Source organism: Alloyangia pacifica (genome assembly GCF_020524285.1).
Classification (GTDB): Bacteria; Pseudomonadota; Alphaproteobacteria; order Rhodobacterales; family Rhodobacteraceae; genus Salipiger; species Salipiger pacificus_B.
Map to the genome: position 1 here is coordinate 368,906 of NZ_JAIVKX010000003.1, position 12,769 is coordinate 381,674.

The 12,769-nt window shown below is 68.9% G+C and carries 10 protein-coding genes; 5 read left to right on the plus strand and 5 right to left on the minus strand.

Annotated elements, in window-relative coordinates:
* The first annotated feature begins 31 nt into the window (after positions 1–31).
* Entirely contained in the window at positions 32–1,330 is a 1,299-nt protein-coding gene (locus LC039_RS05865) for a DEAD/DEAH box helicase (protein ID WP_226622136.1), read from the plus strand.
* An 83-nt stretch (positions 1,331–1,413) separates the two neighbouring features.
* Here the strand turns inward: LC039_RS05865 and LC039_RS05870 are convergent, their stop codons facing one another.
* Together LC039_RS05870 and LC039_RS05875 are read right to left on the minus strand one after the other, a co-directional pair.
* Positions 1,414–3,219, minus strand: coding sequence for an amidohydrolase (locus LC039_RS05870; RefSeq protein WP_226622138.1), 1,806 nt, complete (start codon positions 3,217–3,219; stop codon positions 1,414–1,416).
* Between the two features lie 156 nt (positions 3,220–3,375).
* The gene (locus LC039_RS05875; RefSeq protein WP_226622140.1) at positions 3,376–4,809 is read right to left on the minus strand and encodes a TrkH family potassium uptake protein; all 1,434 of its coding nucleotides are present in this window, start codon (positions 4,807–4,809) and stop codon (positions 3,376–3,378) included.
* 267 nt (positions 4,810–5,076) lie between these two features.
* Here LC039_RS05875 and murJ point away from each other — a divergent pair, with 267 nt between their 5' ends.
* Positions 5,077–6,621 (plus strand): murein biosynthesis integral membrane protein MurJ, encoded by a 1,545-nt coding sequence (gene murJ, locus LC039_RS05880; protein ID WP_226622141.1) that lies wholly within the window; start codon positions 5,077–5,079, stop codon positions 6,619–6,621.
* A 3-nt stretch (positions 6,622–6,624) separates the two neighbouring features.
* Positions 6,625–8,112, plus strand: a complete 1,488-nt coding sequence (locus LC039_RS05885; protein ID WP_226622143.1) for a phospholipase D family protein — start codon at positions 6,625–6,627, stop codon at positions 8,110–8,112.
* A 21-nt stretch (positions 8,113–8,133) separates the two neighbouring features.
* On the opposite strand, the gene LC039_RS05890 is transcribed toward LC039_RS05885, so the two are convergent.
* Positions 8,134–8,820 carry a rhomboid family intramembrane serine protease gene (locus tag LC039_RS05890; protein ID WP_226622395.1) on the minus strand — a complete coding sequence of 229 codons (687 nt, stop codon included), beginning with the start codon at positions 8,818–8,820 and terminating at the stop codon, positions 8,134–8,136.
* 75 nt (positions 8,821–8,895) lie between these two features.
* Here LC039_RS05890 and trpS point away from each other — a divergent pair, with 75 nt between their 5' ends.
* Positions 8,896–9,930: a tryptophan--tRNA ligase gene (gene trpS / locus LC039_RS05895; protein ID WP_226622145.1), complete on the plus strand. Its 1,035-nt coding sequence runs from the start codon at positions 8,896–8,898 to the stop codon at positions 9,928–9,930.
* A 171-nt stretch (positions 9,931–10,101) separates the two neighbouring features.
* Complete coding sequence (locus LC039_RS05900; protein WP_226622146.1) at positions 10,102–11,013, plus strand: homocysteine S-methyltransferase family protein; 912 nt, start codon at positions 10,102–10,104, stop codon at positions 11,011–11,013.
* Here LC039_RS05900 and LC039_RS05905 read toward each other — a convergent pair.
* Together LC039_RS05905 and ruvB are read right to left on the minus strand one after the other, a co-directional pair.
* On the minus strand, positions 11,005–11,628 hold the full coding sequence (locus LC039_RS05905; RefSeq protein ID WP_226622148.1) for a hypothetical protein: 624 nt from the start codon (positions 11,626–11,628) through the stop codon (positions 11,005–11,007). The genes LC039_RS05900 and LC039_RS05905 overlap by 9 nt on opposite strands.
* A gap of 104 nt (positions 11,629–11,732) precedes the next feature.
* Complete coding sequence (gene ruvB / locus LC039_RS05910) at positions 11,733–12,767, minus strand: Holliday junction branch migration DNA helicase RuvB (protein ID WP_226622150.1); 1,035 nt, start codon at positions 12,765–12,767, stop codon at positions 11,733–11,735.
* Positions 12,768–12,769 lie beyond the last annotated feature (2 nt).

Consider the following 12,769-nt stretch of genomic DNA (forward strand, 5'->3'; position numbering starts at 1 on the left):
GGCCCTCCCGGCCCTCCCCGAAAGGATTTTCATGACATTCGACACGCTGGGGCTCCGCCCCGCCCTTCTCGCTCGCCTTGCCGAGCAGAACCTGACCAAGCCGACCCCGATCCAGACCCAGGCCATCCCCGAGGCCCTCGCCGGCCGCGACGTGATGGGCCTCGCGCAGACCGGCACCGGCAAGACCTTCGCCTTCGGCCTGCCGATCGCCGACGCCCTGCTCGCCAGCCAGCAGCGCTGCGCGCCGAAATCGGCGCAGGCGCTGATCCTCGCCCCGACCCGCGAACTGGCGGCACAGATCCACGACACGCTGTCGTCGGTGCTCACCGGCGCGCACCTGCGCCTGACGCTGGTGGTTGGCGGCAATTCGATCAACGTGCAGTCGCGCAAGCTCGAAAAGGGCACGCACCTGCTGATCGCCACCCCGGGCCGCCTCATCGACCTGATGGACCGCGGCGCGCTGAAGCTCGACCAGGTGACGCATTTCGTCCTCGACGAGGCGGACCAGATGCTCGACCTCGGCTTCATCCACGCTCTGCGCCGCATCGCCCGCGACCTGCCGAGCCAGCGCCAGACGCTGCTCTTCTCGGCGACCATGCCGAAGCAGATGAACGAGATCGCCAGCGCCTACCTCAACGATCCGGTGCGCATCGAGGTCGCCCCTCCGGGCAAGACCGCCGACAAGATCGAGCAGTCGGTGATCTTCGTCGAGACGCCGAAGCGGATCGAGACCCTGACCGGGCTGCTCGACGATCACCGCGATGAGCTGGCACTGGTCTTCTGCCGCACCAAGCACGGCGCCGAGAAGCTCTCGCGCAAGCTCGACCAGGCCGGTTTCGCCGTCGGCGCGATCCACGGCAACAAGAGCCAGGGCCAGCGCAACCGCGCGCTCGACGCCTTCCGCAAGGGCGAGATGCGCGTGCTGGTGGCCACCGATGTCGCCGCGCGCGGCATCGACATCCCCGATGTGCGCCACGTCTACAACTTCGACCTGCCGAACGTGGCGGACAACTACGTCCACCGCATCGGCCGCACCGCCCGCGCCGGGCGTGACGGCCGCGCCGTGAGCTTCTGCGGCGTCGAGGAAATGGCGGACCTGCGCGGCATCGAGAAGCTGATCGGCCAGCAGATCACCACGCTCGGCGGCGAGCGCCCGGCAGAGCCGGCGCGCGGCCAGCGCAGCGCCGGCGGCGGTCGCGGCCGTCCCGGCGGCGGCAAGCCCGGGGGCAACGCCGGCAAGCCCGGCGGCGCGCGCCGCTCGCGCGGGGGCCGTGGCCGCCGCAGCGGTGGCGGCGGTGGTGGCCGCAGCAAGGCCCACGCCTCGGCCTGATCCGGAATGAGGAAAGGCGCGGAGACCCCTCCGCGCCTTTTTCTTTGCGTCTGCGCCTGGCGACCAGCCACGCGACGGAGACGTCACTCGGCCTTCATCGCCGCGTACATCGAGTCGAGCAACGCGTGGCCCATCTCAGGATCGCCCAGGAACGGCCGATCCCGCAGTTCGGTCTTCTGCTCGCCCTCCGGCGCCTCGTAGATCACCGCGCCATCCTTGATCGTCACCCGTATCCGCAACTCGGCCAGCGTCTCGGGGTCCACGGCCGTCGGATCTTCCGACAGGATCACGAAATCCGCCAGCTTTCCGACCTCGATCGAGCCCTTCCGGTCCTCCTCGAAATGCTGCCAGGCGGGCCAGATGGTCAGCGCCTTCAGCCCGTCCATCACGTTCACCCGCTGCGCCGGGCCGAGGATGTCGCCAGAGCGCGTGCGCCGGGTCACCGTGGCCGAGAGGATCCGCATGCTGTCGGGGAAGGCCACCGGCGCGTCATGGTGCGAGCCGAACGTCATGCCGCGCTCGCGCACCCAGCCGGTGGGCGAGATATTGTCGGCATTCACCGGCCCCACGGTGTGATCGCGGTGCCAGTCGCCCCAGTAATAGGTGTGCATCGGGAAGAGCGAGGGGAAGACGCCCAGTTCCTGGATGCTGTCCACCTGGTCCTCGCGCAGGAACTGGCCGTGCACCAGAACGGGACGGTTTGTCGGAGGCCCGTATTTCTCCTCCGCCGCGCCGATCGCGGCGATCAGCATGTCCGAGGCGCCCTCTCCATTGGAATGGGTCAGGATCTGGAAATCATGTCCGAAACACCAGTCGACCGCATCGTTGACCTGCTCCATGGTGATCGCCGAATAGCCCTTGTAGCCCGGCGGGTAGTCCCCGACCGGATCGTAGTAGGGCCGGTCGCGCAGCGCGGTGAAGCCCTGCGGCGAGCCGTCGATGGTCAGCTTGCAGCCGCCCACGCGCACCCGCCCATCGTACGCCTGGCTGACATTCGCTTCGATGAAATCACGCGCTTCCAGCACGTCGGGAAAGGCCACCACGTCGATCGGCAGCTCACCCTTGGCATCGACCGCCTTCAGCGCCGCGACGTTGCCGGCACTCGAGCGCCCCTCCTGCCCGGTGGTGTAGCCGAAGCGCGCCCACATCTCGGCCCCGGCCTTGGCAAAGGCCTCGAAGCCCTCTGGGCCGAGCTGGCTCAGAAGCGGCACCAGCGTGCCGAAGAAGGCATATTCCTCCAGCACCCCGTTGGGCGAGCCGTCGTCGCCGCGGCGGATCACCCCGCCCGGCGGGTTTTCCGACTCGTCGGTGATCCCTGCAATTTCCAGCGCCTTGGAATTGGCCACGCCGAGGTGCCCCGACTGATGGATGATCAGGATCGGCACCTCAGAGGACACCGCGTCAAGCTCGTCGCGGGTCGGGTGCCGCAGTTCCGCGAGCTGCGCATTGTCATAACCGAAGCCGATGATCAGGTTCACCGAGTCGACGATGTCCTGGTTGTCCGCGATCCAGTCGCGCAGCCCCTGCTGCAGGCTGGCAATATCGGTCACATCGCCATCGGGCGGCGCCAGCATATTGGCCGACAGCGCCTGGATGCCGCCCATCACCACGTGGCCGTGGCTGTCGACGAAGCCCGGCAGCATGGCGCGCCCCGCGAGGTCGAACATCTCGGTCCCCTCGCCCTGCAGGGCCGAGACCTCCTCCATCGTCCCGACAGCGAGGATCGTCCCGTCCTTCACCGCCACCGCCTCGGCGGTGGGCGCCGCGTCGTCGATGGTGAGGATCGGCCCGCCCGAATAGATCGTGTCGGCCACCTCCTGCGCCAGCGCCCCGCCGGAAGCCAGTAAAGTCCCAAGCAGCAATGCCGCGCCGCCAGTTGCAATCCGCATCGAAAATCCCTCCAGAAACGCTCGCACCCGCGCACAATCATCACGCGAATCGGCGGCATCTGAGACGCCGCCACCGAAGCCTAACGTGAGGTAATATTTGCGTCACCCTTGGCGTGTTCCTGCCGCTCCAGCGACGGCACCCCCGCGCAGCTCGTGTCAGCTGCGCCGCAGACCGCCGACCTCGCGCCAGAACAGCGGCGTCAGCAGCACGTAGACGGTGATCATCTCGAGCCGCCCGAGGTACATGGCGAAGGAGAGCACAAGCTTCACCGGATCGCTCATCGTGGCGAAGTTGCCCGCCGGGCCGATGATCGGCCCCACCCCCGGCCCGACATTGGCCAGCGCGGTCAGCGCACCGCTGGCCGAGGTCTCGAAATCCAGCCCGAAGAAGTCGAGCACGATGGTGAAACCGCCGAAGGTCAGCCCGTAGAACATCATGAAGCTGATCACCCCCTTCATCACGTCCTCGTCCACCCGTGCGCCCTCGTAGCGGATCGCGGTGACCGCATGCGGCGCGCGGATGGTCTGCATCTTGGCCTTCAGCGCGCGGGCAAAGAGCAGCCAGCGCATCGCCTTGGCGCCGCCCGCGGTCGAGCCGGTGCAGCCGCCCACGGCGGTCAGCAGGAAGAATGCGACGGCGGCGAAGGGCCCCCAGAGCGTGTAGTCGGTGGTGGCATAGCCGGTGGTCGTCACCACCGAAACCACGTTGAAGGCCACCGCCGTGGCGGCCTCGAAGGGGGCCATGCCCTCGTCGACCACCAGCCAGACGGTCAGCACGGTGATCACCGCGATCAGCGATTTGACCATGGCGGCAACCTGCTCGCTGCGGATCACCCCGCGCAGCACGATGCGCAGGTACCAGGCAAAGGGCAGCGCCCCGAGCAGCATGAAGATCGTGCAGGCCCATTGCAGGAAGGGGCTGGTAAAATGTCCAAAGGAGGCGTCGTAGCCGGAGTAGCCGCCGGTCGAGAGCGTCGTCATCGCGTGGGTGATCGCATCGAAGGGGCTCATCCCGCCCACCAGGTAGACGAAGGCGCAGAGCGCCATCAGCCCGAGGTAGATGCGCAGGGTGGCCGAGGCGAAGGCGGCGGCATTGTTCAGCTCCTTCTCGCCCTTGTCCGAGCTCTCGGTGCGAAAGAGCTGCATGCCGCCGACCTGCAGCAATGGCAGCATGGCGATGCCGGTGACGATGAAGCCGACCCCGCCGACCCCCTGCAGCAGCGCCCGCCAGAGGATCACCCCGCGCGGCGTCTCGTCGAGCCCGCTCATCACCGTCGAGCCGGTGGTGGTGATGCCCGACATGGCCTCGAAGACCGCATCCACCGGGCTCAGACCCCACATCCACAAGGGCACCGCCCCGGCCACCGCCGCCGTCACCCAGACCGAGGAGGTCAGCAGGAAGGTCAGCAGCCGGTTCTGCTCGTGGAAGTCGGACCAGGTCGACAGGCTCACCCCGCCGCCGACCATGCCCACCAGCGCCGCCGACATGCCGAAGGTCCCGCCGGTGCCCGGGAAGAGCAGCGCCACCACCGCCATGAGCAGCGCGAAGAACACGCAGACCAGACCGTTGATGAAGTAGATGAAGGACATGACGGCTTTCTCTCGACTTGCCGAACCGGTCCCGACGCCGCGTCGACCCCGAAGCCATGCGGCGAGGACGGGGGAAATTCAACTCGAGTTTTGACCTACCGGCAAACGGCAACCGTTCCGCGACGCCGCGATGCCCGGCTCCGCGGTCGGCAAAGCGCCGCGTACGCGCGGCCTGCTTGCAGGATGTGCATCCGACGTGCCCCCTTCCTAGGCTCCCGGCGATAGTCTACCTCTGGCCGCAAGAAGACGTGCAGAGGCAGCAGCATCATGAAACCCATCCGCCTGATTTCGGGCATCCTCACGGTCGGATTCTGGACCCTTGCCAGCCGCATCCTGGGCGTTGCGCGCGAGATCTTCATCCTCGCCTATATCGGGCCGGGCCCGGTGATGGATGCCTTCGTGGCCGCCTTCCGCCTGCCCAACATGTTCCGCCGCTTCTTTGCAGAAGGCGCCTTCAACGCCGCCTTCGTCCCGATCTTTTCCAAGAAGTACGAGGGCGAGGAGAACCCGCTGAAGTTCGGCAGCGATGCGATGAACGGGCTGGCCTTCGTGCTGTTGGTGATCTCGGCGCTGGCGCTGATCTTCATGCCGGCGCTGGTCTGGGCCACCGCCGGGGGCTTCGCGGGCGACGCCCGCTTCGACCTCACGGTCGGCTATGGCCGCATCGTCTTTCCCTACATCCTGTTCATCTCCCTCGCCGCGCTCTTCTCCGGCGCGCTGAACGCCACCGGCCACTTCGCCGCCGCCGCGGCGGCCCCGGTCCTGCTGAACATCTTCGTGATCATCGCCATGGTCGCCGGCAAGCTGCTCGGCGGCGAGATCGTCGAATGGCTGGTCTGGGCGATCCCCTTCGCGGGGGTGGCGCAGCTGGCGCTGGTCTGGATCGCCGCCGAGCGCGCCGGGATCTGCCTGCGCCCCGGCCGCCCGGTCTGGACCAAGGACATGAAGCGGCTGCTGCGGGTCGCCATCCCGGCCGCGCTGGCGGGCGGGGTCATGCAGGTCAACCTGCTGGTCGGCCAACAGGTCGCCTCGACCTTCGAGAAGGCGGTGGGCTGGCTCTATGCCGCCGACCGGCTCTACCAGCTGCCGCTCGGCGTGGTCGGCATCGCCGTGGGCATCGTGCTGCTGCCGGACCTCTCGCGCCGCCTCAAGGCGCAGGACGACGCCGGCGCGCGCCACGCCTTCTCCCGCGCGGGAGAGCTGTCTCTGGCGCTGACCGTGCCCGCCGCCGTGGCGCTGGTCGTGGTGCCCTACCCGATCGTCTCGGTGCTGTTCCAGCGCGGCGCCACCTCGGTCTCGGATGCGCAGGCCATCGCCTTTGCCGTCGCCATCTACGGGCTCGGCCTGCCGGCCTTCGTGATGCAGAAGGTGCTGCAGCCGCTGTTCTTCGCCCGGGAGGACACCCGAACTCCGTTCTACTACGCGCTCTGGTGCATGGCGGTGAACGCGGTTCTGGCCATCGGCCTCGCGCCGGTGCTGGGCTGGTACGCCCCGGCCATCGCCACCACCGTCGCCGCCTGGACCATGGTGGCGCAGCTCGCCTGGGGCGGGCGCAAGCTGGGCGAGGTCGCCCGCTTCGACAGCCGTTTCCGGCAGCGCATCCTGCGCATCTGTCTCGCCTCGGTGATCATGGGTGCGATTCTCTGGGGAACCATGCTGGCCCTCGGGCCGTTGCTTGAAAGAAGCTACTGGCGGGGACTTGCGCTCGTCGGTCTGATCGTTGTCGGCATCGTGTCTTACGGGATCGCCGGTCAGGCCGTAGGGGCCTTCCGCCTGTCCGAGTTCAGAACCGCATTTCGCCGCAAGGGCTGACATATGACGCTGACATCGCTGATCACCGCCGCCGAGGGTTTCCCCGCCCTCGAACGGCTCTGCCATGGCGCGCAGAACGAACTGGTGATGAGCTTCCGCATTCTCGATCCCCGCACCAAGCTGCGCAGCCCCGAACTGCGCGAACAGGGATTGGAAAACTGGGCCGACCTGTTGGCCGACGTCGCCCGGCGCGGCGTGACCCTGCGGATGATCATCTCCGATTTCGACCCGGTCTTCACCTCCACGCTGCACCGCAGCGCCTGGCGCTCGGCCTCGGTCTTCGCCGAGCGCCTGAGCGGCGACGTGCAGATCCTCTGCGCCCCGCACGGGCAGAACGCCGGCTGGCTCTGGCGGTGGGCGATGCGCGGCAGGATTGCCCGCTACATCAATGACCTGCGCCGCGAGGAGGACACCTCGCTCACCCCCGTGCAGCGCGCGGTGCTGAAGGGCGCGGTGCTTCTGCGCCCGGTGACGATCCACCAGAAATTCGCCGTCGCCGACGGCACGTCCTGCGTGATCGGGGGACTCGACATCAATGAGCGCCGCTTCGACACCCCCGAGCACGACCGCCCGGCCGACGAGACCTGGCACGACGTGTCGATGCAGGTGGACGACGCGGATTTCTCCGCCGCCCTGCGCGGCCATTTCGACGATTGCTGGAACGCCGCGCTGGATTGCGACACGCCCTGCGTGACCGGTCGCGCCGAGCGCCGCGGGAACGGCAAGCGCCCGCAGGCGCCGGCCGACCTGCGCCTCGTGCGGACCTTCTCGGCGCCCTGCGCCGGCGCCGCGCGGCTCTCGCCCCGGCCCGACATCGTCGAGCACGAGAAATCGGCGATCGCGATGATCGGCGAGGCACAGCGCTACATCTACATCGAGACCCAGTTCCTGCGGCACCGCCCGGTCGCCGAGGCGCTGGCAAAGGCCGGCGACCGCAACCCGAACCTGCAACTCGTGCTGCTCATGCCCTCCTTCCCCGATCGCGTGCTCTACGAAGGCAACGACGGCTGGGACACCCGGCACGGCCACGCGCTGCAGACCGAGGCGGTCACCCGCGTGCAGAAGGCCTTCGGCGACCGCGCTGCCATCGTCTCGCCCGGCCAGCAGCAGGACTCGCCCGAGGAGGTGCCCGACCTGCTCGGCTCAGGCCCGATCTACGTGCACTCCAAGGTGATGCTGGTGGACGACCGGGTGGGACTGGTCGGCTCGGCCAACCTCAACGGGCGCAGCCTGCGCTGGGATACCGAGGCCTCGGTGCTGTTCCGCAAGCCGGACGCGGTGGAGGGGCTGCAGCGGCGGCTGGCAAAGACCTGGCTTGGCGATCACCTGAACGGGCACGACCCGGTCAGCGCCCGCACCTGGCGTCAGGCGGCGCTCAGCAATGCCGCGCAACCGCCCGAGAAGCGCGAGGGCTTCATCCTGCCCTATCCGCAGGCTGCGGGGCGGAAGTTCTCCCGCCCGCTGCCGATCCTGCCCGCCGACATGTTCTGAGGCGGCTTCCGAGATTGCCGCTCAGCGCCGCTGCCGCAGGCGCTCGCGCAGCCTTGTCCAGCCGCCGGGCACCAGCACCATGGTCAGCAGAAAGCCTGACCCGAAGCCGCCGAGGTCCGCCACCCAGTCGAGCGTGCCGCCAAAAAGCAGGCCGAACAGCAGTTGGATCCCCAGCAGGATGCCGATCAGCGAAAAGGCTCGCGCCTGCTGCTCGCCCATCTGCCCCAGCCGCAGCCACAGCAGGTAGGTGAATCCCCCGATCAGCCCGTAGACCGGCGGGAAGGCCCCGATCAGCGGCACCGGCGTGCTCAGGAAGCCATAGGCCAGCGCCCCGCCGAAGCACGACACCGCGAGGATCGCCAGCGTGCGCGCGGTTCCAAGCGCCTCGCCGACCATCTTGCCGAGCGCCAGCAGCATCACCGCGGCAAAGAGCGCATGGCTGAAGCTGCCGTGCACGAAGGCGTAGCTGAAGAAGCGCAGAAGGTGCTGCGCCGGGAACTGCCCGCTCGACAGCATCCAGTGCCAGACCTCGTTCGAGAAGGCGAAGCGCTGCAGCGCATCCAGCCGCCAGCCCACCGCGCCGGGACCGCCGAGCAGCCCGCGCGCGCCAAGCGAGAAGGCCGCCTCGACCCCGACGATGACCACGGCCAGCCCCACGATCGCGGGCGGCATGGAATTGAACGGCGAGACATTGTGGTTATGCGCCATGGTGGCCTCTTTCTTGACGGCATGTCGGGCCATGGGTAAGCCAGCCGGGACCGAATTTCCAGACGGAGGAAGCCCATGTCCGACGCGGGCGACATCAATTCCGCTTTCACGCCGCGCGTGTTTTCCGGCATCCAGCCCTCGGGCGGGCTGACGCTTGGCAATTACCTCGGCGCGATCAAGCGTTTCGTCGACATGCAGGACAGCGGGGTGGAGACGATCTACTGCGTCGTCGACATGCATGCAATCACCGTCTGGCAGGACCCCGAGGCGCTGCGCCGGCAGACCCGCGAGCTGACCGCGGGCTACCTCGCCTCCGGCCTCGATCCGCAAAAGTCGATCCTGTTCAACCAGAGCCAGGTCCCCGGCCACGCCCAGCTCGGCTGGATCTTCAACTGCGTCGCGCGGCTTGGCTGGATGAACCGGATGACCCAGTTCAAGGACAAGGCCGGCAAGAACGCCGAGAAGGCCTCGCTGGGCCTCTATGCCTATCCCGCGCTGATGGCCGCCGACATCCTGCTCTATCACGCCACCCACGTGCCCGTGGGCGAGGACCAGAAGCAGCACGTCGAGCTGACCCGCGACATCGCGGCGAAGTTCAACCACGACTACGGCACCGATTTCTTCCCGATGACCGAGCCGGTGATCGAGGGCGCCGCCACCCGCGTCATGAGCCTCCGCGATGGTTCCAAAAAGATGTCGAAGTCCGACCCCTCGGACGCCTCGCGCATCAACATGACCGATGACGCCGACGCCATCGCCAAGAAAATCCGCAAGGCCAAGACCGACCCCGACGGACTGCCGTCGGAGGCCAAGGGCCTCGAAGGCCGCCCCGAGGCGCGCAATCTCGTCAACATTTACGCCGCCCTCGCCGGGTCGAGCGTCGACGAGGTGCTGGCTATGGCCGGCGGCAAGCAGTTCTCGGAGTTCAAGCCGATGCTGGTCGATCTGGCCGTGGACAAGCTGGCGCCGATCTCCACCGAGATGGCCCGGCTGATGCAGGACCCGGCGCAGATCGACGCGATCCTCGCCGACGGTGCGGGCCGCGCCCGCAAGATCGCCGACCCGATCCTGCAGAAGACCTACGAGATCGTCGGCATGGTCGGCGCCTAGGTCTGATCGGCACCCGAGCCACGTCAGGGCACACACGAAGGGCCGTCCGAAAGGGCGGCCTTTCGCCTTTCCGGCCCCTCCGTCACGCGCACCGCGGCAAGCGGCGGTTTTCGTGCTACACTCCGTGCCACCGCCCAGCCATCGCCCTGGGCTTGAGGGAGGACCTGCGCGATGACGCTCACCCCAGACCGCACCTGGATCGCATGGACCGGGATGGAGACCGACCTGATCTTCAACCACGGCGTCGATCTTCCGCATTTCGCCGCCTTTCCGATGATCGACGAGACCGAGGGGCGCGCCCGGCTGCGTGGCTATGCCGAGGCGCTGATCGGCATCGGCCGCGACACCGGCGCGGGAATCATCCTCGACACGCCGACGTGGATGGCCAACCCCGACCGCGCCGCGCCCCTCGGCTACGCCGCCGTCGATCTCGCCCGCGTGACCGCGGAGGCGGTGGCGCTGCTGCGTGAGATGGCCGCGACGCACCTCGACGTCTCAACCAGGATCAGCGTGCAGATCGGCCCGCAGGGCGACGGCTACCAGCCCGGCATGGCGGCCGCCGAGGCCTCCGCCGCCTATCACGGCCCGCAGGTCCGCGCCGCAGCCGAGGCCGGGGCCGACATGGTCAGCGCCTACACGCTCGGCGCCGCCGGAGAGGCGATCGGCATCGCACGGGCGGCGGAGGAGGCGGGCATCCCCGCGCTCATCGCCTTCACCGTGGAAACCGACGGCCGGCTCGCCGACGGCACGCTGCTGTCGGAGGCGGTGCAGCGCCTCGCCGGAGCGGCGGAGCCCGCGGCGATCATGGTCAACTGCGCCCACCCCGAGCACATCGCCGAGGCCTTCGACGGCGGCGAATGGGAGGCGCATCTCGCGGGCATCGTGGCAAATGCCTCGCGTCAGAGCCACGCGGAGCTGGACGCCTGCGAAACGCTCGACGATGGCGATCCGGAGGAGCTGGGTGCGCAGCTCGCGGCGCTGCAGCGCAGCCATCCGGGGCTGCGCGTGCTCGGCGGCTGCTGCGGCACCGACCTGCGCCACCTGCGCGAGATCGCCCGGCAGGTCTCGGGCGTCTCAGCCTAGCACGACCCGCGCCGCCAGCCGCAGCGCGTGGCTGCTGTCCCGCGCCGCGGCAGGCATCACCGGATCGTAGGCCGCGCGGATCAGCGCGCCGATCTCCGGGCGCAGCACCACCCGCCCGTCCTCGAGCCGCCCCAGCGGCGAGCGGGCGGCGAAGGCGCCGTTGCCCCAGGTAAGCATCACCTGCGCCACCTGCGCCAGCGCAAGATCCTCGGCTGGCATCTGCGCCAGGCTCTCGTCCATGCGCAGGAAGACGAAGGCCGCCTTGATCGACCCATCCGCGTCGAAGCGGAACACCCGGTACTGGTTCGCCCCGCTCTGCTGCAAGCGACCGACCATCTCGGGCAGCCCGTCGATCATCCGGCCAAGGTCCGGCAGCTCCAGCAGCTCGGCCCAGTCGCGGAAGAAAAAGACCATGACGTTTGCACCAAGCTCCGGGTCATGCTCGGCCATCTTGTGGCCCGACATGGCGCAGACCACCTCGAAGGCGCCCTTGACCACCGAAAGCGTCGCGTCCTCGATGCCGAAGACGATGGGCACCAGCGGCCGCCCCCAGCGGGCACAGAGGTAAGTCCCGTCATCGCGGGTAAACAGCGCTTCGACCTCGGCCGCGTCCATGGTTCGCCCCTTCTTCTCTTTGGCAAATACGCACGGCGCAGCAGCCGCCGTGCGGCGCTCCACCTGCCATGCCGGGCGCCGCCGCGCAAGATGTCCGCGCCGCGTCAGCCGTCGAAGAGCGTCCCCTGCCCCGGCCCCTGCGGACGCGGCATCGGCAGCCCGAGGTGATCCCAGGCCCGCTGCGCCAGCATGCGCCCACGCGGGGTGCGCTGGATCAGCCCCTGCTGCAGCAGGTAGGGCTCGATCACCTCCTCGAGCGCGTCGCGGCTTTCCGAGAGCGCCGCCGAGAGGGTCTCGATCCCCACCGGCCCGCCGGAGTAATTCTCGGCCATCAGGGTCAGGTAGCGCCGGTCGGCGCCGTCGAGGCCGAGCTGGTCCACCCCGAGCCTCGTCAGCGCGCCGTCGGCCAGTTCGCGGGAGACGACGCCGCCGCCCTCGACCACGGCGAAATCCACCACCCGGCGCAGCAGCCGCCCGGCGATCCGCGGCGTGCCGCGGGCGCGGCGGGCGATCTCGCGCGCGCCCTCGGGCTCGGCCCGCACGCCCAGCTTGGCGGCATTGCGGCTGACAATTTCGTGCAGCTCGTCCTCGGTGTAGAACTGCAGCCGGGTCGGAATGCCGAAGCGGTCGCGCAGCGGCGTGGTCAGCAGGCCGAGCCGCGTGGTCGCCCCGACCAGCGTGAAGGGCTGCAGCTCGATCCGCACGGTGCGCGCGGCGGGCCCCTCGCCGATCACCAGGTCGAGCTCGAAATCCTCCATCGCCGGGTAGAGCACCTCTTCGACCGCCGGGTTGAGCCGGTGGATCTCGTCGATGAACAGAACATCCCGCGCCTCGAGGTTGGTCAGGATCGCCGCCAGGTCTCCGGCCTTGGCCAGCACCGGCCCGGACGTCATGCGGAAGCCCACCCCCAGCTCGCGCGCCATGATCTGCGCCAGCGTCGTCTTGCCAAGGCCCGGGGGGCCGTGGAACAGCGTGTGGTCCATCGCCTCGCCCCGCGATCGGGCCGATTGGATGAACACCCGCAGGTTGGCGCGCGCCTCGGCCTGGCCGATGAAGTCGCCCAGCATCTGCGGGCGCAGCGCACGGCCCTCGTCCTCGGGCAGCGGCTCGGGACGCAGGGTGGGATCGGATCCGACCATGG